This window comes from Budvicia aquatica DSM 5075 = ATCC 35567, assembly GCF_000427805.1.
GTDB classification, from domain to species: domain Bacteria; phylum Pseudomonadota; class Gammaproteobacteria; order Enterobacterales; family Enterobacteriaceae; genus Budvicia; species Budvicia aquatica.
This window is the reverse complement of record NZ_ATYS01000008.1, coordinates 96,518-123,206: the sequence shown is the minus strand read 5'-3', so window position 1 is coordinate 123,206 and position 26,689 is coordinate 96,518. Positions and strand designations below refer to the sequence as shown.

The 26,689-nt window shown below is 43.8% G+C and carries 19 protein-coding genes; 10 read left to right on the top strand and 9 right to left on the bottom strand.

Annotation, left to right across the window (positions count from 1 at the left end):
- Nucleotides 1-45: 45 nt before the first annotated feature.
- The 4 genes from YWE_RS0104930 to pncB form a co-directional block, all read right to left on the bottom strand.
- Entirely contained in the window at nt 46-1,236 is a 1,191-nt protein-coding gene (locus YWE_RS0104930; RefSeq protein ID WP_029093512.1) for an amino acid aminotransferase, read from the bottom strand.
- 240 nt (nt 1,237-1,476) lie between these two features.
- The gene (gene ompC / locus YWE_RS0104925) at nt 1,477-2,583 is read right to left on the bottom strand and encodes a porin OmpC (protein WP_029093511.1); all 1,107 of its coding nucleotides are present in this window, start codon (nt 2,581-2,583) and stop codon (nt 1,477-1,479) included.
- A 282-nt stretch (nt 2,584-2,865) separates the two neighbouring features.
- Nucleotides 2,866-4,266 carry an asparagine--tRNA ligase gene (asnS, locus tag YWE_RS0104920; RefSeq protein ID WP_029093510.1) on the bottom strand — a complete coding sequence of 467 codons (1,401 nt, stop codon included), beginning with the start codon at nt 4,264-4,266 and terminating at the stop codon, nt 2,866-2,868.
- Nucleotides 4,267-4,524: 258 nt separating this feature from the next.
- On the bottom strand, nt 4,525-5,733 hold the full coding sequence (gene pncB / locus YWE_RS0104915; RefSeq protein WP_029093509.1) for a nicotinate phosphoribosyltransferase: 1,209 nt from the start codon (nt 5,731-5,733) through the stop codon (nt 4,525-4,527).
- A 359-nt stretch (nt 5,734-6,092) separates the two neighbouring features.
- Here pncB and pepN point away from each other — a divergent pair, with 359 nt between their 5' ends.
- Nucleotides 6,093-8,711 carry an aminopeptidase N gene (gene pepN / locus YWE_RS0104910; protein WP_029093508.1) on the top strand — a complete coding sequence of 873 codons (2,619 nt, stop codon included), beginning with the start codon at nt 6,093-6,095 and terminating at the stop codon, nt 8,709-8,711.
- Between the two features lie 1,356 nt (nt 8,712-10,067).
- Here the strand turns inward: pepN and YWE_RS0104900 are convergent.
- A complete protein-coding gene (locus tag YWE_RS0104900) occupies nt 10,068-10,502 on the bottom strand; it encodes a type II toxin-antitoxin system HicB family antitoxin (protein ID WP_029093507.1) in 435 nt (144 codons plus the stop codon).
- Nucleotides 10,503-11,263: 761 nt separating this feature from the next.
- Here YWE_RS0104900 and pyrD point away from each other — a divergent pair.
- Complete coding sequence (gene pyrD, locus YWE_RS0104895) at nt 11,264-12,274, top strand: quinone-dependent dihydroorotate dehydrogenase (protein ID WP_029093506.1); 1,011 nt, start codon at nt 11,264-11,266, stop codon at nt 12,272-12,274.
- A 206-nt stretch (nt 12,275-12,480) separates the two neighbouring features.
- The gene (locus tag YWE_RS0104890; protein WP_029093505.1) at nt 12,481-13,038 is read left to right on the top strand and encodes a cell division protein ZapC; all 558 of its coding nucleotides are present in this window, start codon (nt 12,481-12,483) and stop codon (nt 13,036-13,038) included.
- Between the two features lie 23 nt (nt 13,039-13,061).
- Here YWE_RS0104890 and YWE_RS0104885 read toward each other — a convergent pair whose 3' ends face one another.
- Nucleotides 13,062-14,165, bottom strand: coding sequence for a YcbX family protein (locus YWE_RS0104885; RefSeq protein WP_029093504.1), 1,104 nt, complete (start codon nt 14,163-14,165; stop codon nt 13,062-13,064).
- A 196-nt stretch (nt 14,166-14,361) separates the two neighbouring features.
- On the opposite strand from YWE_RS0104885, the gene rlmKL reads away from it, so the two are divergent.
- The 6 genes from rlmKL (at nt 14,362) to YWE_RS0104855 (ending at nt 23,020) form a co-directional block, all read left to right on the top strand.
- The gene (gene rlmKL, locus YWE_RS0104880; RefSeq protein ID WP_029093503.1) at nt 14,362-16,533 is read left to right on the top strand and encodes a bifunctional 23S rRNA (guanine(2069)-N(7))-methyltransferase RlmK/23S rRNA (guanine(2445)-N(2))-methyltransferase RlmL; all 2,172 of its coding nucleotides are present in this window, start codon (nt 14,362-14,364) and stop codon (nt 16,531-16,533) included.
- A 3-nt stretch (nt 16,534-16,536) separates the two neighbouring features.
- Nucleotides 16,537-18,444, top strand: a complete 1,908-nt coding sequence (locus tag YWE_RS0104875; protein WP_029093502.1) for an ABC transporter ATP-binding protein — start codon at nt 16,537-16,539, stop codon at nt 18,442-18,444.
- A gap of 299 nt (nt 18,445-18,743) precedes the next feature.
- Entirely contained in the window at nt 18,744-20,015 is a 1,272-nt protein-coding gene (gene pqiA, locus YWE_RS0104870; RefSeq protein WP_029093501.1) for a membrane integrity-associated transporter subunit PqiA, read from the top strand.
- Nucleotides 20,002-21,630: an intermembrane transport protein PqiB gene (pqiB, locus tag YWE_RS0104865; RefSeq protein ID WP_029093500.1), complete on the top strand. Its 1,629-nt coding sequence runs from the start codon at nt 20,002-20,004 to the stop codon at nt 21,628-21,630. Before pqiA ends, pqiB begins: the two co-directional genes overlap by 14 nt.
- Nucleotides 21,627-22,193, top strand: a complete 567-nt coding sequence (pqiC, locus tag YWE_RS0104860; protein WP_029093499.1) for a membrane integrity-associated transporter subunit PqiC — start codon at nt 21,627-21,629, stop codon at nt 22,191-22,193. The genes pqiB and pqiC overlap by 4 nt, the downstream gene beginning before the upstream one ends.
- A gap of 71 nt (nt 22,194-22,264) precedes the next feature.
- Entirely contained in the window at nt 22,265-23,020 is a 756-nt protein-coding gene (locus YWE_RS0104855) for a MipA/OmpV family protein (protein ID WP_227659962.1), read from the top strand.
- Between the two features lie 105 nt (nt 23,021-23,125).
- Here the strand turns inward: YWE_RS0104855 and YWE_RS0104850 are convergent, their stop codons facing one another.
- The gene (locus YWE_RS0104850; RefSeq protein WP_029093497.1) at nt 23,126-24,007 is read right to left on the bottom strand and encodes a D-hexose-6-phosphate mutarotase; all 882 of its coding nucleotides are present in this window, start codon (nt 24,005-24,007) and stop codon (nt 23,126-23,128) included.
- Between the two features lie 219 nt (nt 24,008-24,226).
- Entirely contained in the window at nt 24,227-25,222 is a 996-nt protein-coding gene (gene gapA / locus YWE_RS0104845; protein ID WP_029093496.1) for a glyceraldehyde-3-phosphate dehydrogenase, read from the bottom strand.
- A gap of 362 nt (nt 25,223-25,584) precedes the next feature.
- On the opposite strand from gapA, the gene msrB reads away from it, so the two are divergent.
- On the top strand, nt 25,585-25,992 hold the full coding sequence (gene msrB, locus YWE_RS0104840; RefSeq protein WP_029093495.1) for a peptide-methionine (R)-S-oxide reductase MsrB: 408 nt from the start codon (nt 25,585-25,587) through the stop codon (nt 25,990-25,992).
- 64 nt (nt 25,993-26,056) lie between these two features.
- Here msrB and pncA read toward each other — a convergent pair whose 3' ends face one another.
- Nucleotides 26,057-26,680: a bifunctional nicotinamidase/pyrazinamidase gene (gene pncA / locus YWE_RS0104835; RefSeq protein WP_029093494.1), complete on the bottom strand. Its 624-nt coding sequence runs from the start codon at nt 26,678-26,680 to the stop codon at nt 26,057-26,059.
- Nucleotides 26,681-26,689: the final 9 nt, after the last annotated feature.

The following is a 26,689-nucleotide window of genomic DNA, read 5'->3' as shown; positions in this document are numbered from 1 at the left end:
TCCTTTGGTTTTTATCAGTACTAACAACGCCTGGCTGCGATATTCTTAAAGCACCGCAACGATAGCTTCACAAAGCGGGGCCATATTATCTAATGTCATACCTGCCACATTAATCCTGCCAGAGTTAACCGCATAGATGGCATATTCATTCCTCAAGCGCAGTACTTGCTCCGGGGTTAAGCCACTAAAGGAAAACATACCGTTTTGCAGGGTAATAAAGCTGAAGTCCTGCTGAGCGCCTTTTTCTTGTAAGGTATTAACAAAAAGCTGGCGCATGCGATGAATGCGTTGACGCATATCCGTCAGCTCTTGTTCCCAGCTTTCACGCAGGCTTGGGTTACTGAGTATGGCAGCAACAATGGAAGCGCCATGAGCCGGTGGGTTGGAGTAATTGGCTCTGATAACCGATTTAACCTGGCTAAATGCGCGCTCAGCCGTTTCGCTGTCGGTTGCCACTAAAGTGAAGGCTCCAACCCGTTCATTGTAGAGGCCAAAGTTTTTAGAATAGGAACTGGCAACGATCAGTTCAGGGTTAGATGCGGCAAAAATACGCAGGCCCTGGGAATCTTCTTCTAAACCTTTAGCAAAACCCTGATAGGCAAAATCGAAAAGGGGAAGCCAGCCACGCTCCGCAGACAGCTTAGCCAGTACTTTCCACTGTTCTTCGGTAGGATCGATACCGGTTGGATTGTGACAGCACCCGTGGAATAAAACCACATCACCGGCCTGAGCTTTTTCCAGGCTGGCCAGCATGCCGTCAAAATCCAGAGAATGTTGTTCAGCATTGTAATAGGTGTATTCAGGCGTTTCTAATCCGGCGGCGTTAAAAACGTTTTTATGATTAGGCCAGCTTGGGTTACTAATCCATACGCGTTTGGCATTGGTATTTGATGCGATAAAATCTGCGGCAATCCGTAGTGCTCCGGTACCGCCCGGAGCCTGTGCGGTGCGGGCACGTTTATCTGTGATAATCGAATTTGCGCGACCAAACAGTAATTCTTGAGTACAGGTAGCAAAAGTTGCCAGTCCGGCTATGCCAAGGTAGTTTTTAGTTTTTTCATTCTCAAGTAAATACTGCTCGGCTTTTTTTACGCTATCAAGTACCGGGGTCTGGCCAGTTTCATCTTTATAAACGCCGATGCCCAGATTGATTTTATTAGGGCGGGTTTCAGCATTATAAAGATCTCCCAATCCTAATATAGGGTCAGCGGGCGCGGCTGTAATATGTTCAAACATAGTGAGTAGCTTCCATGGATTAGATTAACGGAGAAAAGTGTAACCAGAGTAACGTCAATTTATCGGGTTTGACAAATGTTTAGAATGAAAAAGTAAATAAAACGATAAGGCTGCAGAATATATTGAAAAATCTAATGATACTGTCACCTTGGTATACTTATGGTATGGCGTTTTTTCTGATGGTATAAAATATAAAAAGGCACCCGAAGGTGCCTTTGTCAGCTATTCATAAAATATGAATTAGAACTGGTAAACGATACCAACAGCTACCACATCATCAGTAGTGATGCCAGCACTTCTAGTAAAGTCATTCTCATCCATCATGTTGATTTTATAGTCAACTTTAGTTGAGATGTTTTTGTTGAAGTAGTAAGTAGCACCAACGTCAACATAGTTTACTAAGTCTTGGCTATCATAAGTTCTAGCACCAACAGAGTAGTCTAAGTCTTTACCTTTTGAGTAAACCCAGGCCAGTGATGGCTGTAGGCCAAAGTCAAACATATACTGTGCAACTAACTCAACGTTTTGAGTTTTGTTAGCAAACGCTGATTTAAAGTTTGAACTAGAGTTTTTATTAAAGGTAGTCATGTTATACGTCTGGCTGTACATAGCAGCTAAATAGACGTTATTAGCGTCGTATTTGATACCACCAGTGTACGCGTCAGCGCGATCGCCTTCACCATCAGCGGATTGGCCACTAGTACGGTCAGATGATGCCATAGCAGCACCTAAAGACAGACCCATACCTAAATCATAGGTAGATGATAGACCCCAGCCGTCACCGTTGCGATCTGTAGCGTTACGGTCAGTTGAGTCGTTACGACCTTGGTACTGTACGGCAAAGTTTAAGCCGTCAACCATACCGAAGAAGTTTTTGTTACGGTACGTTGCTAAGCCACCAGCACGCTGAGTCATAAAGACGTCAGTTTGTTGGTAAGAGTCGCCACCGAACTCTGGCAGAACGTCAGTCCAGCCGCCGATGTCATACAGAACGCCGTAGTTACGACCGTAGTCGAAAGAACCAGCATCACCCACTTTCAGACCAGCATAAGCCAGACGAGTTTTTTGTGAGTTCTTGGTAGAACCTTCACTGTTGCTTGCATTCAGTTCAGTCTGGTAATAACCGTAACCAACAACTTGATCGTTGACTTGGGTTTCACCTTTTAAGCCGAAACGCGCATAGGTCTTATCGCCGTCGGCTGATTTATCATCGGAGAACAGGTGTGAACCTTGGATTTTTCCGGTGATGCTTAATTTATTGCCGTCTTTGTTGTAAATTTCGGCTGCGTTTGCTGTACCAGCAACTAAAAGGGCTGGAACGATCACTGCTAAGATTTTACGTTTCATCATTTTAATAACTTCCCTCGTTGGAGTTGTTAGACATCTGCCACTGCTTCCAACTTTAAAGTTGGTAAACATTTGATGCCATTTTTGTAGCCACCCGCAGTTTTTCATTCGTGGGGCAGTTTATCTAGCCTTTAAATGCTACTAATATACTAAAGAAGTTACAAGCGGAAAATATGTATTTCTAAATGTTAATGTGATTGAACTTTGTGATATTGGTCTAAGTTTTGAAAAACAAAAGGCCAGAATCTCTGGCCTTTAAAAAAATTGAACTTATTTCATTTTTTAGAATGATACGTTTCTAGGGGTTCTTGGGAAAGGTATTACATCCCGAACGTTCTGTACGCCGGTAACATAAGCAATTAAACGTTCGAATCCTAAACCGAATCCTGAATGCGGAACTGTGCCATAACGACGCAGATCGCGATACCAACTGTAATCTTCTTTATTTAAGCCCATTTCTGCCAGACGCTGGTCGAACTTATCTAAGCGTTCCTCACGCTGAGAACCCCCGATAATTTCACCGATGCCCGGTGCAAGAACGTCCATGGCTGCAACCGTTTTGCCATCTTCATTCATGCGCATATAGAATGCTTTAATATCTTTCGGATAGTTTTTCACTACCACCGGTGCTTTAAAGTGTTTTTCAGCTAAGTAGCGTTCGTGCTCTGAGGATAAATCAATCCCCCAGCTCACCGGATTCTCAAACGTTTGCCCGCAACTTAACAGAATTTCTATGGCATCAGTGTAGTCAACCTGGGCAAAGTCCGAAGTGACGAACTGCTCTAAGCGAGAGATAGCCTCTTTATCGACACGCTCAGCAAAGAAGGCCATATCGTCAGCCCGTTCAGCCAACACTGCCTTAAAGACATACTTCAGCATCGCTTCTGCCAGCGCTGCAACATCATTTAAATCGGCAAAGGCGACTTCTGGTTCGACCATCCAGAATTCAGCTAAATGACGGCTGGTATTTGAATTTTCTGCACGGAAGGTCGGGCCAAAGGTGTAAACCTTCGACAGGGCACTGGCATAAGTCTCGCCATTTAGCTGACCGGATACGGTTAAAAATGATTCACGACCAAAAAAGTCCTGACCGAAATCAATGGCACCTTTATCTGTGCGAGGCAGGTTTTCTAAATCTAAGGTAGAGACGCGGAACATTTCACCGGCACCTTCGGTATCCGACGCAGTGATAATTGGCGTCGAAACCCAGAAATAGCCTTGCTCATCAAAGAAACGATGAATAGCCTGGGCCAACGTATGTCTGACGCGGGCTACGGCACCAATAATATTGGTACGCGGGCGTAAGTGAGCCACTTCGCGCAGATATTCGATACTGTGGCGTTTAGCCGCCATCGGATAAGTATCCGGATCGTCAACCCAACCGGTAACTTCTACCTTGGTTGCCTGTAGTTCAACAGGTTGACCTTCACCCGGTGAGGCAACCACAGTCCCTGTCACTATAACCGAGCAACCGGTCGTCAGGTGTAACACTTCATCCTGATAATTAGGCAGAGAATGATTAATGACAGCCTGTAACGGATTAAAGCATGATCCGTCATAGACGGTCAGGAAGGAAATACCGGCTTTAGAATCACGCCGGGTACGCACCCAACCGCGTACGGTGACTTCGCTGTCAACCGCAGCACGGCCTTGCAGTACGTCGACTACAGGCACTACGCTCATAAAGTTCTCTCTTATGATGTTAATGTATTTGAATAAGGTTTATTTCCCATATTTATCGGGAGAATAACTTTGCTATGTTACTTGTTGCACGCCATCTGACAAGTAGAAAAAAGTAATATCTACAACATAATTTGAACTTTGTTCATAATTTAGCGATGTACTCTTAACTTCTTGACGTTTTGAGTGGCGTTCCGGCGAATAACGTTACTAAAAAAAACCGCCTTTTTATATCCAAAAGGCGGTTTTAATTGAGTGATATCAGTTATCGCGCTTTGCCAGCGGCAGGTTAAACGCTTTGTGTAACGCTTTAACGAAGCCTTTATCCTGACAGATTGATTTACCCGGGCTATCTGACAGTTTAGCGACTGGTTTGCCATTACATTGAATAAGCTTAATCACAATATTCTGCGGATTAACGCCGGGAATGTCACAGGTCAGGCGGGTGCCAATACCAAATACTAATTTAATCTGCTTATGGAACCTTTTATAAAGCGCCAGCGCTTTATCTAAATCCAGATTATCAGAAAAGACTAATGTCTTACTGAGGGGATCAATCCCAAGCGCCTGATAATGGGCGATAGCTTTTTCACCCCATTCAAAAGGGTCCCCTGAGTCATGCCGCAAACCTTCATATTGGGTGGCGAAATAGGTGCCAAAATCACGCAGGAATGCATCCATTGTAATACAGTCAGTTAACGCGATGCCTAACTGGTCAGGATACTCATCCAGCCATCCTTGTAGTGCCGCACGTTGGCTATTGGCTAATACCGGACTAATTTGCTGGAAGGCTTGAAACCACTCATGAGCCTGAGTGCCGATAGGCGGCAGATTTAGTCGGTGGGCTAAATCATAGTTACTGGTACCGATTAAATAAGGCGAGAACTCCTGCTGCAATACGCTGACGATCGCATGTTGAACATCTTTAGTATAGCGACGGCGGGTACCAAAATCAGACAGCTTAAACTGTGATAAATCAACGTCCGCATAGTCATGGCGGAATCGAGTCAGTTTTTCGCGTAAATAAGAAACAGCCTGTTCAACGCCAATATCCGGGGTTCGGTTACGATGAATGGTTTCACTGATAACCGCTAATAAAGGAACTTCCCAAAGAATCGTTTGATACCAAAGGCCGGTAATACGGATTTTCAGCCTGCCTTTATCATTAATGACCTGAACCTGAGAGGGATCAAAGCGAAAGCTTTTTAGCCATTCAAGGTAGTCAGATTGGAAAAAGGGTAGGGAAGCCAGATAGGTATATTCATCTTCTGTTAGGGCTAAATCACGCATCAGTTCTACTTGCTGGCGGATTTCATCAGCGTAATCACCCAGAAGATCTTCACTGCGGCAACGAAACTCGGCAACGACAGTGGTATTACGATAACGATGATAAACGGCTTGTTGCATATGCAGTTTATAAGCGTCGGTATCTAATATTGAGGTAAGGATAGGGGTAGCGTGTGGTTTCATGTTGCGATTACTGTTTTCTCATTGAGTGACGCCCTGAAATATCCGGAGAGTATACCTGTTATATTCACTTAAAAAAGCGAGAAGATGTTCCGGCATTTATACCCGTCATACTTCAAGCTACATATTTCTTGGCTGCACGCGCTCCCCGAATCACTTACCTGAGTAAGCTCATCGTGACTCGCTCCCTTGCCGCCTCAATGCAACTCGAATTATTTGGGGTATAGCTAAGAGTCAACGATACTGAATAACAGATGAGAAGCAAATGATTATTTTTCCGATTTAATCGTCGAGCATTTTGCAACTCCAGATGAAGAAGCATAGACTCAGTTTATGAATTGATTGAACAACATAGGTTTTTTATGACTCACAAGCCACAGGCGAAATATCGCCACGACTATACCAAACCTGATTTTACTATTACCGATATTGCATTAGATTTCGAACTGTCACCGGAAACCACTCGGGTTACCGCTGTGACGCAGGTTCAGCGTAATAGTGAGCGTAACGCGCCATTAATTCTTGATGGTGAAAATCTAACCTTAATTTCTGTCAGTGTGGATCAACAACCTTGGGCTGATTACCAGCAGTCAGATGGTCAGTTGATCATCAATCAACTTCCCGATCGTTTCACTTTAACCATCATTAATGATATTCATCCGGCTAAGAATAGTGCTCTGGAAGGCCTGTATCTTTCAGGTGAAGCATTATGTACTCAGTGTGAAGCCGAAGGGTTCCGTCATATTACCTACTATTTAGATCGCCCGGACGTGCTGGCGCGTTTCACAACGCGTATTGTGGCAGATAAAAAAGCCTATCCTTACTTATTATCTAACGGTAACCGCATTGCTCAAGGGGATCTGGATGACGGACGTCATTGGATCCAATGGGAAGATCCATTCCCGAAACCAAGTTACCTGTTCGCTCTGGTCGCCGGTGACTTCGATGTGCTACGTGATACATTTACTACTTGCTCTGGCCGTAAGGTAGATCTCGAGCTATTTGTCGATCGAGGAAATCTGGACCGGGCTGACTGGGCGATGACCTCGTTAAAGAATGCAATGAAGTGGGATGAAACTCGATTTGGTCTGGAGTATGACCTTGATATCTATATGATCGTCGCAGTCGACTTCTTTAATATGGGTGCGATGGAGAACAAAGGGTTAAATGTTTTCAACTCCAAATATGTTCTGGCTAAGGCCGAAACGGCGACGGATAAAGACTATCTTAATATTGAAGCCGTTATTGGCCATGAGTATTTTCATAACTGGACCGGTAATCGGGTAACCTGTCGTGACTGGTTCCAGCTAAGCCTAAAAGAAGGCTTAACGGTATTTCGCGATCAGGAGTTCAGCTCCGATCTGGGATCCCGGGCGGTTAATCGAATTGATTCTGTCAGAGTGATGCGCGGTGCCCAATTTGCCGAAGATGCCAGCCCAATGGCGCATCCGATCCGACCTGATAAGGTCATCGAAATGAATAACTTTTATACGCTGACCGTTTATGAAAAAGGGTCAGAAGTTATCCGTATGATGCACACTCTACTCGGTGAAGAGAAGTTTCAGGCCGGTATGAAGCTTTACTTCAAACGTCATGACGGCAGTGCTGCGACCTGTGATGACTTTGTTCAGGCAATGGAAGATGCATCCGGCATTGATCTGACTTTATTTAGACGCTGGTATAGCCAATCAGGAACGCCACAACTCACGGTGCGTGATAGCTATAATGAAGTAAAACAGCAATATATCTTGACCGTTCGTCAGATGACGCCACCGACGCAGGATCAGCATGAAAAGCTGCCGTTACATATTCCGTTAAGTATTGAGCTCTATTCTCATGATGGAAGCATTATTCCGTTATTTTCAGAAGGCAGGCCAGTGGGCTCCGTACTGAATGTTATTCAGTCTGAACAGACATTTGTTTTTGAGAAAGTGACTGAAAAGCCAATTATTTCATTACTGCGTGAATTTTCTGCTCCGGTAAAGCTGGATTATCCTTATACCGACCAGCAACTGTCGTTCTTAATGCAATATGCAACCAATGACTTTGCCCGTTGGGATGCGGCTCAAATGTTATTGGCTAAGCATATTAAAGATAACGTTAGTCGCTTACAGCAAGGCGAAATGTTTGATTTACCTCTGCATGTGGTTGACGCCTTTAGGGCGGTATTATTATCGGACCAATTGGATCCTGCCTTAGCCGCTCAAATATTGACGCTACCTTCAGAAAATGAAATCGCTGAGCTATTCGATATTATCGATCCCGATGCCATTCATCAGGTCAGATCTTCGCTAATAACCTGCCTGGCAACGGAATTACAGGATGAATGGCTGGCAATTTATGTAGCAAATAAAACCGAGCGTTATCAGATTGATCATGGCGATATTGCCAAACGCGCGTTACGTAATGTGTGCTTAAGTTACTTAGCATTTACCGATCGTGATTTCGCCGATAATCTGATTAGTCAGCAATATCACCATGCCAATAATATGACTGACTCTTTAGCTGCCTTATCGGCTGCGGTTGCAGCAGAGTTACCCTGCCGTGACAAGCTAATGTCAGAGTTTGATGAGCGTTGGCATCAGGATGGCTTAGTGATGGATAAATGGTTTATTCTTCAGGCCAGCAGCCCGAATAAGCAAGTTCTACAGACGATTAAATCATTGTTGAATCACCGTTCATTTAGTATCAATAATCCTAATCGAATTCGTTCACTGATCGGGGCTTTTGCTTCCACTAATCCGTCAGTATTTCATGCTAAAGACGGATCCGGTTATGATTTCCTGACGGAAATCTTGATCGATCTTAACCAACGTAATCCGCAGGTGGCTTCGCGTCTGATTGAGCCAATGATCCGATTAAGCCGTTATGATGAATCTCGTCAGGCGCTGATGCGTAGCTCTCTGGAAAAGCTAAAAGCATTGGATAATTTATCTGGCGATCTGTTTGAGAAAATAACTAAAACCTTAAATGGTGGATAATCTAGCCTGATACTCCAACAGGCCGGATCAATACCCGGCCTGTTGGATAAATAATGCTTGTCAGCTAAGAGCTATGAATAACGTTGAGTTGTTGAGTTAGTTAATAGTTATTCTAGCTATCATCCTCGTCATCCCAGTGAAAACGCACTGCTGTCCGGGATAAGTAGAGTCCACTTCAACCAATTGATGACAAAATGATTCAATTTAGTTTTATCGTAAATTTCGTCCGCAAAAAGAATGTCGAAATATAATCTTTTTCTAGCGGCCGAGGGGCGATGTTTTTAAGCTCAATGGGCTCCGGGCCTACCTTTCCTAGATATAACGGGCGCTCCGGCGGCTTTCGCCGCTACGACCCCAACGGACAAAGCCGTAGGGAACGGCGTTGAACAACACGGAGTGTTGGCCCAAAGGGCTGGCGACAGGAAGTAGCCAGTAAAGCTCTCCCTACGTTTGCCCCTTTTAAAACCAACATATTGTTGTATTTATTCCGGACAGTAGTGGTTGAAAAACGGGATCCAGTCCTGAAGTTAAGTGTGGTTGGTTAAAACCTTGATGATTCCCTAGGCGAGTGTTTGCTTCGCCTACGAATCGCATTCCTGCTTTCGCAGTGATGACGATTGCATGGTGCCAGGTGTTATTTAGAAATGAGCTTAAAAAGCGGTTTTTTTATTTTAGGTGATAGGTCATTTATGATTGGGGGTAACGAAGATCTATTTAACCGGTCGGTATGGCTTTTAGTCGGGTAGAGGCGCTTTTTTACTTATCGTCAGATTTTATCTCCCAAGAACCTTCGGATAGCTGGACATAAAGCTGTGCTGGCGGTTTTGGGGTTGGAGAGAGTAGATATTGAGCCAAAAAAATGCACCCTATGCTGATGCTTAGAATGAGAAAAATAGCGGTGATAAAGACTTTTTCAAATAGGGTCATCGACGCTTAAAATTTGATGGTTTTTACTGTTATAGATAAGAAATCAATTCAGATCAATAGATAGGATCTTCTTGTTGCATGGATATATAGGTTTGGATAATGGTGAAATTGCTTAAGTTAGCCACTGAACGGGCGATAGCGAAGGTTAACCAACGGGGCAAGATTTAATCGTAAAGTATGTTTTTCCTCCCGACAGCTCTGATGACATCCATCCAATATACGCAGATGTTAGGCACATCAGTATAATCAGGGCAATAGCAGACGTTGAGATGTTCATAGTAATCCTCTTTATCTATGCGGCAAGGTAATAGTATGTTTTTTGAACGGTGCCACTTGGTTGTTATGATAGATAAAAAGTAAGCCCCCATAAATGATCCAAAACAATATTTAATATCTGAATTGAATCTTCAAATCGGTTGTTTTTTTATTTTATTTTTTGGATTTTTTCACGGAAACAAACACTTCATATCCCAGTAAAAATAAGGCTTGCTCCAATGTCTCTACTTTTGATGCGTGTGTGATATCAAGAAGTCTGTCTACCTGTGGACCTTTTTGATTAAGCTTTCTGGCTAAATCAATCTTCCTTGTTCCGGTTTGAATCATCGCATTATGTAATGTAATTTTTAAGCAGGTAAGGATGGGAAGGACAATAATAATTTCGCCACTTTCATGAGCTGAGGGTTCAGGAATAGGGATGCGGCAATCGATATGTTCTGCAATTCCGGCTAATAGCCCGTCCATGGCTTGCAGCTCGATATCATCCTCAGAGTAAGCCACAGCGTAGACGTTTTTAAAGTCTTTGTATGAAATCTCATAGGTTTCAGTATCTTTATCAAAACTGACTGACGCTGAATATTTAAACATATAGAACACCCCTATATCGCGCAATGGAAATCTGCAATATTCCAATGAGCAACCCTGTTCGTTTATTTCTAACTACAGTATATGCAGAATATAAATATAACATAAATGTTGTTTTTATTACCATTGCTTTGATCGGTAATATTACCTATGGTCTGACTCCCAGTTAATATTAGGCAATCCTATCTTTGCCTGTCTAAGGTGTTGTATGGCATTTATCACAATGCATTTACACGTCCTGCCTATGTCACGAATGTCGGGAAACTCCGTTGAAGACAATACCAAATAAAGAAACATCACCTGAAGTGTCAAAGCAGATACGCACCGTTTTAATCGGGTCGCTCTGACGTGAGCTTGTTTGATGAGAGTTTTCCCCTTCTGGCTAGCAGGACCTAAGCTCGAAATCTTGGTTGTGATATCGATAAGCTAACTAAGGTTGCCTACCCGCCAAATGATAAAAGGGCCTAAAGCCTGTAGTAGTGCCGGTCGGGGTGAACGGTTTTTATGAAGGCGTTGTATCTAACTGGGGGATGAATCTGATTTATTGACCAGTGAGAACGTAAATTAGTGGCAATGTATATGATATCGGTGAAGAAAAATTCTAATCTGGCTGAGCTTTCAGTTATTCTATGTACCTGAATGAGTGATTCAAGTAGACCTGAGCACTGTTGAACATTAGAACACAAAGCATTTCTGTATAAATCACCCGATAGATGTGTTTTGTATAACTTAAAATAATCAATATTAACAATGAGATTGATGCCATGTTCTACCCTTTCATCAGAAAAGCACTATTTCAGCTAGATCCTGAACGCGCGCACGAATTTACCTTTAGTCAGCTTCGGCGTCTTAATGGACGTTCATTGCAGTTTCTTATTCGCCAATCAGTCCCGGATAAACCAACTATCTGCATGGGGCTTACATTTAAAAACCCGCTAGGGCTTGCTGCCGGTCTCGATAAAGATGGTGAATGTATTGATGCTTTAGGATCTATGGGGTTCGGATCCATTGAAGTGGGTACCGTAACGCCAAAACCGCAGCCGGGAAATGATAAGCCCAGACTGTTTAGGATCGTCGCTGCGGAAGGGTTGATCAACCGCATGGGATTCAATAACCACGGTGTAGATAACCTGGTTGAGAATTTAAAGAAAACCCATTTTGATGGAATTATTGGCGTTAATATTGGCAAAAATAAAGCTACACCGGTAGAACAGGGTAAAGATGACTATTTGATTTGTATGGATAAAGTATATCCTTACGCCGGTTATATAGCGATAAATATATCATCACCGAATACGCCGGGATTAAGAAGTTTGCAGTATGGTGCAGCGTTAGATGATCTATTAATGGCAATAAAGAAAAAGCAAATTGAATTAGAAAAACGACACGCTAAATATGTTCCTATAGCGGTAAAGATCGCGCCGGATCTTTCTGAGGAAGAATTGATCCAAATAGCTGATAGTTTAGTTCGTCATAATATTGATGGCGTGATTGCAACAAATACAACGTTAGATCGTAAATTAGTCCAGGGATTAATTAATAGCGATCAATCCGGAGGATTAAGCGGGCGACCATTACAATATAGTAGTACCGAAGTGATTCGTCGTTTATCGAAAGAGCTTAATGGCAAGCTGCCTATTATAGGCGTTGGTGGTATAGACTCTGTGGTGGCGGCCAGAGAGAAAATAGAGGCGGGATCGTCTTTAATTCAAATTTATTCCGGCTTTATTTTTAAAGGACCCGGATTAGTTAAAGATATCCTTACTCATATTTAATCTAAATTATGACTAATTAATGACCGGGGCTTTATTTTTATCCCCGGTTGTTCTATATTTAGGACGTTTATGTTTTACCAAACATTATTGGTAGTAATTACCATCGCTTTATTACATTAATTAAACCCTAATTAGTTGGTTTTAAATTAGTGTAAGCGTAGAGCAAATGGAAAATTAATTATGCTTCATAGTTTAAGGATAGAGTAATGAGGATTAAGCCAGATGATAACTGGCGCTGGTATTTTGATGATGAACACGATCGATTAATGTTGGATTTGTCTCATGACATGATTTTTCGCTCACGTTTTTCTGCCAAAATGTTGACGCCCGATGCGTTTACCGAATCCGCATTTTGCGTTGATGATGCCGCGCTATATTTTGAGCTAGAAGAACGCTGTCGTTGTTTAGCATTAACCAATGACCAGCGTGCTGAATTAATATTGAATGCATTGACGGCTAATCGTTTTTTAAAGCCGCTGATGCCAAAAAGTTGGTATTTTGTACAGCAGGGTACTGAGCTACAACCGCTGTGCTGTGAATTGGTTGCGGTTAAACTTATTGAAAATGGTGACTCGGCAATTCTGTTGGTGGTTGATGCCGGTGAGAATGCAAGTTTGTGCCTTGTTGCTCAGCCTACTTTGGTGCTTTCAGGTAAGTGCATGCAGTTGGGTGACGCAATAAAAATTATGCACGACAGGCTATGCGCAGTGATTATTGAAGAAGCCAGTTCGCCTCAAAAATACTCATACGCACAAGCCGTGTGATCAAACTAGCTTACTGAGCCCCCCTAAGCTAGTTTGATATTTTCTTTAGGTACGCAGCTACAGGCTAGCACGGTGCCATCCCGCTTAATTGCTCCCTTTCTCAGGGCAGTGACTTCCCCCGTTTCCAGTTTTATTCGACAGCATCCGCAAATGCCTGCACGGCACGAGTATGGAATTTGAATATTATTTTGCTCTAGCTGTTCCAATAGCACCTGTTGGTTATTACCAATAAAAGTGTGTTCTTTATAGCTGATAACGACATTTTTAACCGGGACTTGCTCCGGCTCTATATTCTCAATCGGCTGACTGGATTTATAAACCCGAGCAGGGTGGGTTGCCAGTACTTCGATTCGGTCGCCTAGCCGGATAACGCCGTTATTACGAGCGATCAGATTTTGGCCGAAATCAACGTCGCCATTCTCAGCGGTTCGAAATTGCTGCAGGGTGCGTAAAGGCTCACTCTGAGGGTGTTTACGTCCGTTTTCCGTATTGATGGTAGTCAGCACGCAGCGGCTGCAGGGTTTGACTAAATCAAAAATAACTTCACCGATCCGGATGGTTTGCCAGCTATCTTCCGCGAAAGCATCAGCTCCCCGAATAATCAAATTAGGGCGAAACTGTTCAATTACAATATTTGACGGACAGCGTAGCTGCAATGCTTCAAATGAGGCTTCGTTGATCAGCAAGTAGGGAAAACCATCGGCAAAAGAGAGTGGAACTTCTGGCCTGTTTTTTACCCGGCGCGTCAGCGCTTCACCAACCCAGCGTAGCTGAACTTCACGTTTCATATAGCCGCTTAGCCATTGATTAATATCATCCGGGGCAATATGGGCACTGAAATGATTTCCCCATACTTCAGTTGGAAAATTTGGCGCTGAAAACGAATTAAATAAAACGGTACGGCTTTGCCCATCCGGTGCAGTAATCGACATGCCATTGATTAATAGCGCAGGAGTAAAACAAACGAGTGATGGATACTGACGGGCGGTAATAAAGGTACCATTAACATCAGTCAGCATAAAAATACGATCAAAAGCTAAACCACTTTCACTGACTTGAGCATGGGAAAGTTCTAATCCCCTCATTGATTTAACCGGATGTACATACAAACGGGATAGATTAACCATGTAGAACTCCACTTCTTGCTGACTCTGATGAGCTAATGTGGGCTTCAAAAGAGCTGTAATCTAAGGCGAAATATTCAATACGTGCCAAATTGGGCTATCGGCAGGATCATTTCGTTAATTAATGGAGTGTAACTTTATGACAAAGTCCGCGGATTGGCTATAATGCACCACTATTTTTATTATGTGGTGTAACGTTATGATCTCTCTGTTTGCCAGTACGGCGCGTGGTCTGGAAGAACTATTAAAAACTGAGCTGGAAGCGCTGGGGGCAAGTTCCTGTAAAGTGGTTCAGGGAGGTGTGCATTTTGAAGGCGATGAGCGTCTTATGTATACCAGCCTGTTATGGAGCCGTTTGGCTTCACGCATTTTACTTCCACTGAGTGAATTCCGCGTACACAGCGACATGGATCTCTATCTTGGCGTTAATGCCATTAACTGGCCGACCCTATTCAGCGTTGATAAAACGTTCGCGGTTAATTTTACCGGTACTAATGAAGAGATTCGCAATAGCCAATATGGCGCACTGAAAGTCAAAGACGCCATTGTTGATAGCTTTACCCGTAAAGTTCAAGAACGGCCTAACGTAGCTAAATTGCAGCCTGATGTACGCATTAATGTCTATTTACAGCGGGACATGGCAAATATTGCCATTGACTTAAGCGGCGATGGCCTGCATCAGCGCGGCTATCGTGATATGGCCGGTCAGGCGCCGTTGAAAGAGAGCCTTGGTGCTGCGATCGTCATGCGTTCAGGCTGGGAATCCGGCACGCCAATGGTTGATCCGATGTGCGGTTCCGGCACGCTTCTAATCGAAGCCGCAATGATTGCGGCTGATATTGCCCCCGGCCTTAAGCGCGAATATTGGGGCTTCAACCAATGGTCTGGCCATAACCCTGAGCTCTGGCGTGAGCTATTGGCTGAGGCGCAGGTCAGAGCGAATCGTGGAGTTAATAAAACGGAGTCCCGTTTTTATGGCTATGACCACGATCGTCGGGTGATTGAAATAGCAAAAAGTAATGCCCGCAGAGCCGGCGTGGCAAGCCTGATGACCTTTGAATCACGGGATCTGACTCGTTTAACCAATCCGTTGCCAGAAGGACCGAAAGGAACGGTATTAAGTAATCCTCCTTATGGCGAACGTTTGGAGAGTGAACCCGCGCTGATCGCTTTACACAGTGCTCTTGGTCGAATCATGAAACAGTCATTCGGTGGCTGGAACCTGTCTTTATTCAGCGCATCACCGGAATTGTTAAGCTGTTTACAACTGCGCGCCGGCCGCCAGTTTAAGGCTAAAAATGGTCCTCTGGACTGCGTGCAAAAAAATTATCAGCTGTCTGAAAACCAGCGCAATGTCAGTGTGGGAGCGGATGGTGGTGTTGCCACTGAAAATGAAGCACACAGCGGCCAATCGGTTCAGATTGCGGCTGATTTTGCTAATCGCCTGCGTAAAAATATGAAGAAGCTGGATAAGTGGGCAAAACAAGAAGGCATTGAATGTTACCGCCTGTACGATGCTGATTTACCCGAATACAACGTAGCGGTCGATCGCTACGGTAGTAAAGTTGTTTTGCAAGAATATGCTCCGCCAAAAACTGTCGATCCTCAAAAAGCCAGACAGCGACTGTTTGATGCTATTAACGCCACTTTAGCGGTGATGGAACTGCCGGCCAGCGCACTGATTTTGAAAGTGCGTGAAAAGCAAAAAGGTAAAAGCCAATATGAAAAACTGGCTCAAAAAGGTGAGTTTTTCTTAGTCGATGAGTACGGTGCCAAACTGTGGGTAAATCTGACCGACTATCTGGATACCGGATTATTCCTCGATCACCGTATTGCCCGTCGTACTTTGGGCAAGTTAAGTAAAGGGAAGGATTTCCTTAACCTATTTGCTTATACCGGTTCGGCCAGCGTGCATGCAGGCATTGGTGGTGCGCGCAGTACGACGACGGTTGATATGTCCAGAACCTATCTGGAATGGGCTGAACGTAACTTGCGGGCCAATAATTTGACCGGCCGTCAGCATCGGTTAATTCAGGCCGACTGCTTAGGCTGGATGCGTGAAACGACGGAACAATTCGATGTGATCTTTATCGATCCGCCAACCTTCTCAAACTCGAAGCGTATGGAAAATAGCTTTGACGTTCAGCGGGATCATCTGGCTTTAATGATGGATCTGAAAAAGATGTTACGCGCCGGTGGAACCATTATGTTCTCCAACAATAAGCGCGGTTTTAAAATGGATACAGAAGGCTTGACTAAGCTTGGCTTAGCGGCTGAAGAAATCTCCGAGAAAACGCTTTCGGTAGATTTTGCCCGTAATCGACAAATTCATAATTGCTGGCTGATCTCTCACGCCGGCGAGGGTAAGTAATACATGTCTTTAATTAATTTATCCGGCGCATGGATCTCCTTTAGTGATGCGCCGTTATTAGATAACACCGAACTTCATATTGAACCGAATGAGCGAGTTTGTTTAGTCGGGCGCAACGGTGCCGGGAAGTCGACCTTACTTAAAATTTTAAGCAAAGAGCTACCGTTAGATGATGGTCGGATCATTTTCGAACAGGATTTAGTGGTCGCTCGTCTGCAACAGGATCCACCGCGTAACGTTGAAGGCAGCGTGTATGACTTTGTTGCGGAAGGCATTGCCGGGCCGGCAGAGTTACTAAAGGAATACCAGCATTTATCGTTATTAGTGGGCCACGATCCCAGCGATAAAAATTTAAATCGCATGTCAGTACTGCAGGAAGCGCTGGAACATCAGGACGGGTGGCGAATTGACAGCCAAATCCGTGATGTTTTAATTCGTTTAGAACTATCGGCGGATGCAGCGCTTTCTTCGTTATCCGGTGGCTGGCTACGCAAAGCGGCGCTGGCGCGTGCTCTGGTCTGTTCTCCCGATGTGTTACTGCTGGACGAGCCAACCAACCACTTAGATATTGAAACTATTTCCTGGCTTGAAGAGTTCTTAAAAGAGTTTCAGGGCAGCATTGTCTTTATCTCCCATGACCGTTCGTTTATTCGCACCATGGCAACCAGGATCGTCGATCTGGACCGTGGCAAGCTAGTGTCATGGCCCGGCAATTATGATCTTTACTTGGAAGGTAAAGAGGAAGCACTTCGGGTTGAAGAGCTACAAAATGCCGAGTTCGATCGGCGTTTAGCTCAGGAAGAAGTTTGGATCCGTCAGGGAATTAAAGCCCGTCGTACGCGTAATGAAGGGCGAGTCAGAGCGCTAAAAGCGATGCGTAATGAACACGCCGCTCGCCGTTCTACTATGGGCACCGCGAGAATGCAGGTTGAGGAGTCTATCCGTTCAGGCAAGATTATCTTTGAACTTGAGGATGTCAGCTATTCTGTTGATGGTAAAACCTTGGTTAAAGATTTTTCTGTTCAGGTTCAGCGCGGGGATAAGATTGCGCTAATCGGTCCGAATGGCTGTGGTAAAACGACGCTTTTAAAGCTGATGTTACAACAGCTACAGCCGGACAGCGGTAAAGTTCGCGGTGGAACTAAGCTCGAAGTTGCCTACTTTGATCAGCATCGTGCGGAACTGGATCCGGATCGTACGGTAATGGATAACCTGGCTGAAGGTAAGCAAGAGGTGATGGTTAACGGCCGTCCTCGTCATGTGCTAGGCTATTTACAGGACTTTTTATTCCATCCTAAGAGGGCAATGACGCCGGTTCGTGCATTGTCTGGTGGTGAACGTAACCGTTTACTGTTAGCCAAATTATTCTTAAAGCCGAGTAACTTACTAATTCTCGATGAACCAACTAACGATCTGGATATTGAGACATTAGAATTATTGGAAGAGTTACTCAATGAATATACAGGTACGGTCTTACTGGTAAGCCACGATCGCCAATTTGTTGATAATTCAGTGACAGATTGCTGGATTTTTGAGGGTAACGGCGTCATTAAACAGTACGTCGGTGGTTATTATGATGCTCATCAACAGCAAGCCAATGCCAAAGAATTAAAAGCTCCGACGACGATAGTGCAGGCTAAGCCAGTCGTTGAGAAGGTAGAGGAAAAGAAAAAGCCAGCGAATAAATTAAGCTATCGTTTGCAGCGTGAGCTAGAAGAGTTACCTGCTCAGATTGAAAAGCTTGAAGATCAGGTTGCTAAATTTCAGGCTCAGGTCAGTGATGCATCCTTCTTTAATCAGCCGCATGACGTAACGCAGAAGGTATTAATGGATTTGGCCGCGGCTGAACAGTCTTTTGAACAAGCATTTGAGCGTTGGGAAGAGCTTGAAGCGCTTAAAAACGCTGAGTAAAAGCATAATAAGTCGCTATGGGGAATAGTTTTAACCATGGTTTTCAATCATTACCCTGAATGGGGTAATGATTGAAATGTCTTATAGCTGATATCTTAACGCTAACATAGGCAAGGGAATGCGATAAATGTTTACGGGCCTAAGTTCTCTGTTGTTCGTTATCTTCGGCTTTCGAATATGACGATTGCATTATTTAACAAAAGGTGGTGGCTATGTGTTTAGATGCGAGCTGTTCCCATGCATCATTGCCACAAACGATAGCTAAACATCCCGTGCGCGAAGGGGATGTTGTACAGGCTATGTCCGCAACAGATGAGGTGGTTTTGTGCCCACAATGTGATTTGACGGTTAAGTTACCGCAAATCGCAGAAGGCGATAAGGCTGTTTGCCCTCGCTGTCATACAACGTTGAGTGCACGCTGGGTTGAACCGAGTCTACAGCCGGTGAGTTGTGCTGTCAGTGCACTGATTATGATGGTGTTTGCTAACCTATTTCCGTTTATCAATATGCGCGTTTCAGGAATTTATAATCAGATTCGTTTGATTGAAATTCCTCAGGCAATGATGAGTGATGACTATGCCAGCCTGGCATCACTGTTTATTATTTTTGTTCAGCTCATACCTGCTTTTTGCATGGTTGCCATTATATTGCTGTGCCTGAAGGTTCGGATGCCACACCGGCTAAAAGTCATTATGGGGCGGGCAATATACCTGGCTAAAGTCTGGTGCATGGTTGAAATCTTTTTAGTCGGCGTATTAGTGAGCTTTGTTAAGCTAATGGCTTATGGCGATATTGGTATTGGGCCGAGCTTTATTCCTTATTGCCTGTTTTGCCTGCTTCAGGTCCGAGCTTTTCAGTGTACCGACCGTTATTCACTTTGGCAGAGTATTCAACCGGCTCCGGCCTTAGATAAAACGCCGCAAACCGGAATTTCGGGCATGTCACAGGGGTTGCGATTATGCCCATGCTGTATGGCGATATTGCCAGCAGATCAAAAAGAGTGTCCGCGTTGCCAAACTGATGGCTATGTGAGAAGGCCTAATAGCTTACAATGGACCATATCTTTACTGGTCACATCTATTATTCTTTATATCCCGGCAAATCTGTTACCGATTATGGTAACTGAAGTGTTAGGCAACCCGTTGTCATCGACCATTATGGCCGGTGTTATTTTGATTTGGGAAGACGGTTCATACCCGGTGTCATTGGTTATTTTTATTGCCAGTATTGTAGTACCGACCTTAAAAATGTTAGCTATTGCTTGGCTTTGTTATGACGCATCAAGAGATGGTGCAATAAAAAGCCGCCAAGATAGAGAAAGAATGCATCTTATGTATGAAATCGTTGAATTTGTTGGCCGCTGGTCAATGATTGACGTTTTTGTTATTGGCGTATTATCCGCGCTGGTGCGAATGGGGCGATTAATGAGTATTTACCCTGATATTGGCGCATTGCTATTTGCACTGGTGGTTATTTTAACCATGATTGCAGCCATGATGTTTGATCCTCGCCTTTTGTGGGATCGTAAGCAAACTATAACTAATGAGGAGCCTGATAGTGCAGGACAATAATCAGGACGTTGCAAAAATTGAGGCGATAAAACGCTGGTCGCCAGTGTGGATTATACCGATTGTGACGGTGTTAATCGGCGCGTGGATTCTTTTCTATCACTTTAGTACTCAGGGTCCGTTAGTGACCTTAGTCACTGTTAATGCAGAGGGTATTGAAGGTGGAAAAACGGCCATAAAAAGCCGAAATGTTGATATCGGCAAGGTTGAATCAGTCAGCCTTAGTGAAGATCTAAAACAGGTTATTATCAAAGCCCGTTTGCATGATGATATGGATAAGCTACTGAATAAAGATACCGTTTTCTGGGTAGTAAAACCTCAGATAGGGCGCGAAGGCATCTCAGGCTTAAATACCTTATTATCCGGCGCATATATTGAGTTATTACCCGGCCATAATAAAACGGCTGAAACCACATTTACGCTGCAAGATAGCGCGCCTTTGGCCTCCGCAGATACCAAAGGATTACGCATTGCTTTAGAGAGTAAGCAACCCAATAGGCTGAATGCCGGAGATCCTGTTTTATTCCGCGGATTCCGCGTGGGTACAGTTGAAAGCAGTGAGTTTGATCCGAAAGATCGCGTTATGCGCTATCAGTTATTTATCATGGATATTTATCGTGGTCTGGTATCGAGTAATGTGCGCTTTTGGCAGGATAGTGGCGTTGCTTTTGATATGTCCTCTCAAGGGGTCAGGGTTGAAATGGCTTCTCTGGAAACCTTGATTTCCGGCGGTGTGAGCTTTGATTTACCGGATGGCTGGTCAGTGGGGGACGCGGTAAAAGATTTCGAAGAGTTTGAACTCTATTCCGATCAGAAAAGCATCCAAGAATCTCTGTTTACACGACATGATGACTTCGTTTTATTCTTTAAAGATTCTATTCGAGGCCTGCAACCCGGAGCTCCGATTGAGTTTCGTGGCGTAAGGATTGGTACCGTTTCTGAAGTGCCTTTCTTTATGCCTGAGCTGAAAAGTAATGATAAGGGATCTATTAATTATCATGTGCCCGTATTGGCTCGAATTGAGCCTGATAGGATACAGAACCGCTTTGGTAAAGATTTTGATATTAAAAGTCACCTTATTGAAGCTCAAAATAATGGTCTGAGAGCATCGTTGAAGTCCGGTAACTTACTGACCGGAGCGCTGTATGTCGATCTGGATTTTTATCCGGATGCTAAACCGTGGAACGGACCGAAAAAAGTCTATGACTATCCGTTAATACCGACGGTTAGTAGCGGTCTGGCTGAGGTTCAAAAACGCTTGTTAGAAACGTTGGACAAAGTTAATAACCTGCCGGTTGAACCCATGCTGGCAGAGATGACCCAGACGCTAAAAGAAACGCGTAGTATGATGAATAATTTGAATACCATTCTGGCCAGTAAAGAAGTAAACAACTTGCCAAAAGATATGCAAAAAACTCTGGAAGAGCTAAACCGTAGTCTGAAAGGTTTCCAGCCGGGTTCTACCGCATATAGCAACATGGTGTCTGATATGCAGCGACTCGATCAGGTTATGCGTGAGTTGCAACCGATATTACAAAAATTGAATCAGAAGAGTAATGCGCTGGTGTTTGAAGCACCGAGTGCTAACGATCCTCAGCCGAAGAAGGCCAATAAATGATGAAATGGAATATTGCCGTTATTGCACTGTTATTAAGCGCCTGTAGTAGTCAGAGTGAAGTCTCTTACTATCAGCTGCCACCCGTTGCTGCTCAAAGCAATAACGCACAGGCCGTGCACCTTAGCGCCGGAAAGCAGCTATGGATTGAAAGCGTAACTGTTGCTGATTTTCTTAGCGGTCCGGGGATCGCTTTTCAAACCAGCGATGTCAAATATACCGTTGCAAAGAATAATCTTTGGGGAAGTAGTTTGGACCAGCAGCTAAAGCAGGCGCTAACCGATAATCTTAGCGTTCTTCTACCCGGACGAGTGGTTTCCGGGCAGTTGGTTAGCGGCCATGACGCCGACGTATTACGCGTGACAGTGACTGGATTCCAAGGACGATATGACGGATACGCGATTGTCAGTGGTTACTGGATGCTACAAAGTGATAATAAAATAATTCGTCGTCCATTTAATATAGAGGCGCCTCTGCAAAAAGATGGATATGACGAGCTAGTCTATTCACTGGCAAATGCTTGGCACAAAGAGTCTGTTGATATTGCTAATGCACTAAAAAATTGAGTTGAAAAACTTATAGAATTTGGCCGTTGTGGTTTAGATGAAAGCTATATATGAAAGAGGTTTTAACATTAATGAAGTTAAATAAAATTATATTGGGTACCTGTTTTTTAAGCTCCGCTTTGGTAGCTCCGGTAGTGAATGCTGCCGACAATACATGGACTCTGGGAGCAAGCGCTGCATTTGAGTTATTCCCTTATAAAGGCGTTGATAATGAAGTATTACCGTTTCCTATAATTAGCTATGAAGGCGATACTTTCTTTATTCGCGGACCGGGAGCGGGTGCTTATTTGTGGAATGATAAAGAGAATCAGCTGGCTCTGAATCTTTTTTATTCACCGTTACACTTTCGCCCTAGTAAGAGTGACGATCATCAAATGAAGCAGTTGGATAAACGCCGCTCTACCATGATGGGGGGCGTCAGCTACAAGCATATGGCTGATTGGGGTATTATCCGTACTTCTCTTTCTGCCGATATGCTGAATACCAGTAATGGCCTGTATGCTGATGCGGCTTATTTATATTCGTTCCAGTTAAACGACCTCAGACTGACACCGGGAGTCGGTGCCGGCTGGTATAGCAGCAACTTCAACGATTATTATTATGGTATATCCAGTAATGAATCTCGCCGTAGCGGCTTAGACCGTTATGATGCAAGCAGCAGCTGGTCTCCGTATATGGAATTGACTGCTAACTATAAGCTGAATGAAAACTGGAATGCTTTTGCCTCCGGTCGTTATGTTCGTTTAGACAGCGAAGTAAAAGACAGCCCAATGGTTGATCGTTCTTACTCTGCTATTATTGCGACAGGTATTACCTATACTTTCTAAGCGACTTTTTATCGGTTCAGCTAGGCTTTAACGTTTTAAAAAAATGCCGACCAGATTTAACTGAGTCGGCATTTTTATTGAGATTAAAACGGGTACTTCAAGCGGTTATTTTTGTTCATTCTTATGGCAACGGATAGTTGCGGATAAAAACTGTGGCTTATCGTTGGTAACGGTGCGAGCATTGGTTACATAAGCCGTTTCTACGCATACCATCGTTTTATAGCCATCGTCAGGCATATCTGCCATGCCTTTAGCGACTTCTGCACCTGGATTCCAGGCAACGGCATCGCTGGCATTTTTGTGATGAATTTCAATCGAACGTTGATTGGCCGGATCGGCAATCACACTAAATGATTCTGGTTGGGTGTATATACGATCAATCAGGCCGCTGAAGGTAAGCTTTTTGTCCGCTGTTGTATGTTCGCCGCCAACGACTTTATCCAGATAGTTAGGGCCCAGACCTGATACGGAAATCTGATCGATATCACCAATATTCAGATAAGTGTGAAGGGCGCTGGTGAAGGAATAATCCCCGTGCGATTCTAATTCAATCTCACAAGTTTCTCCCATCTTTATCCGGGCTATTAAACTAAATGAATGAGGCCATAATATTCTGGTTTGTTCATTATCTTCTAAAGAAAAAGTCAGCCACACGCATTCATCATTTTCATCATGTGCAATTAACTGCCATAGCTGATTTCGGGCAAATCCGTGCATCGGATCGCCGGCTTTTCCGAACCACGGCCAGCATATTGGAATGCCGCCACGAATAGCAACGCCCTGTTTAAAATTGCTCTCAGGGCTAAGCCATAATACCGGCTTCTCACCTTCAGGCTGCCATGACAGCACATGAGCACCTTGCAGTGAGATAGCGCCTTTAGCTTTAGGATGATTAATAACGATGACTGGCAATTCGTCTTTTTTACATAAGGTCAGGCAGGGCGTAATTTGTTGTTCAACGGGTAAAGAAAACAGAATATCTGACATATCTAGTTAGCCTTTTAGTTATCCATAATTACAGACAGTTTACCTATCATACTTCAAGTTGCAGGTTTGTTGGCTGCGTTATTAGGCCCTTTGTAGTGCCTATGGCCGATTTATTCAATACCTTGAATGATGAGAGGTATATAACGTGCTGATGACATGCTACCAATAAAAAAGGGCAGCTTATAAGCTGCCCTTGTCGATCAGAATTTATCCGACATCTTATTTAGAGATGTGAGCGACTAAATCTAATACTTTGTTTGAATAGCCGATTTCGTTATCGTACCAAGCAACAACTTTCACAAAGTTACCATTCAGAGCGATACCTGCTTTAGCATCAAATACAGATGTGCATTTTTCGCCTAAGAAGTCGGTAGATACTACGTCATCTTCGGTATAACCCAGAACGCCTTTCAGTGCGCCTTCTGAAGCATCTTTCATTGCCTTACAAATTTCTTCGTAAGTGGCAGATTTTTCGATGCGTGCAGTTAAGTCAACAACAGAAACGTCTGGCGTTGGTACACGGAAAGCCATACCGGTTAATTTGCCGTTAAGCTCAGGAATTACTTTGCCTACGGCTTTGGCTGCGCCAGTAGATGAAGGGATGATGTTCTGAGCTGCACCACGGCCGCCGCGCCAATCTTTGTGAGATGGGCCATCAACGGTTTTTTGAGTAGCGGTTGTAGCATGAACAGTTGTCATCAGCGCTTCAACAATACCAAACTTATCATTCAGTACTTTAGCGACTGGCGCTAAACAGTTAGTGGTACAAGATGCGTTAGAAACGATATCCTGGCCAGCATAAGTTCCGCAGTTAACACCCATAACGAACATTGGCGTGTTATCTTTAGATGGTCCGGTTAATACCACTTTTTTAGCGCCAGCGGTGATGTGTTTACGTGCAGTTGCATCATCAAGGAACAGGCCAGTTGCTTCAGCAACAACGTCAACGCCGATTTCGTTCCACTTAAGATTTGCTGGGTCTCTTTCAGCAGTAACGCGAATTTTTTTACCATTAACGATCAGTTGACCGTCTTTCACTTCAACGGTGCCTTTGAAACGACCGTGAGTAGAGTCATACTTCAGCATATACGCCATATACTCAGCGTCGAGCAAGTCGTTGATTCCAACAACTTCAATATCAGAACGCTCTTGTGCAGCACGGAATACGAAGCGACCGATACGGCCAAAACCGTTAATACCTACTTTGATAGTCATATTGTTCCACCAGCTTGTTTGTTAGTGAATGAAGTGAGTTTCATACCTGCCTGTAAAATTACAAAAACCTTGCAAAACGTCAAGCGGAATCGTGTCAATTATTGTCGAGAATCACAAAATAGATACCAAATTCTAATCAATACAATACCTGTTACTGTTGGTTTTTTGTTCTTTTTTGGCGCCTTATCGAGTACCGATTCACTAATTATAACCACTTTCATGTTCAATAGGGTAATTATTGGTTTTTAGTCCGCATTAGTTGCTCAATTTCACACAAATTACCTAATATTATTGTTAATATATTGTTATAATCGGCAAGGTGATGGGGATAAATACTGGTTTTTAGATTGAGGAAATAATTAATGTCTAATTCATTGAATAATAAAAATAATAACTTATCTGACATTCAGAAATTTGTTACTCAGCAGCGGGGAACTGAGGCCCCTTATACCGGAAAGTTACTACATAATAAACGCTTAGGAACTTATCGCTGTATATGCTGTGATTCTGCACTTTTTTATTCAGATACTAAATTTGATTCCGGCTGCGGATGGCCGAGTTTCTTTGAAGCAATTACCCCTGAAGCCGTACGCTATATTGATGATTATTCTCATAATATGCATAGAGTAGAAATAGTCTGTAATCAGTGTGATGCTCATTTAGGGCACGTTTTCCCCGATGGCCCGCCGCCAACAGGAAAACGCTACTGTATTAACTCGGCATCCATGCAGTTTGTTGATGAACAAACCGGCGAAAAAAACGCCGGTTAATTTTGTATCTGAATATTAACAAAATCGATTCAGCTTTGGTTGGGCGATATAACAATAATCAGGCCTAAATCTCTTCCAGCTTGAGCAATCTCGCGCCCTCTGCTTGCATTTCGAGCAGCGCGTTATTGCTGTCATTCGGTCGCAGATTAACGCCTCTACAGCCATCTATAACAACGTCTACCGCATATCCAAGGCGAAGCCCGTCAAGTACGGTATATTTTACGCAGTAATCAGTGGCTAATCCTAAAATAGTCAGACGTTCTATTTTCTGGCCGGATAACCACTCATTAAGCCCGGTAGAGTTTTGTTTACCGTTGTCAAAGAAAGCACTATAGCTATCAACATCACAGTCACAGCCTTTGACAAAGAGCTTGTTGATATACTCTTTTTCCAGCTGTTGATGCAACATTGCCCCCTGTGTTTTTTCGACGCAGTGTACAGGCCACCAAACCTGAGGTAATCCGTTTAATATACCGGATTCACCGACTTGAGTACCTGAGTTGACGGCAAAGCTTTTATGATTGGCCGGATGCCAGTCCAGGCTGGCGATAATCGGCTGGTTGCGGCGCCTGAAGTTATGAATAGCCTGATTAGCTACCTTGATAACCTCGTCGCCCTCAGGAACGGCAAGCGCCCCGTTAAAACAAAAGTCATTTTGTAAGTCGACTAATAATAGTGCGTTATTCATGGTTATTTC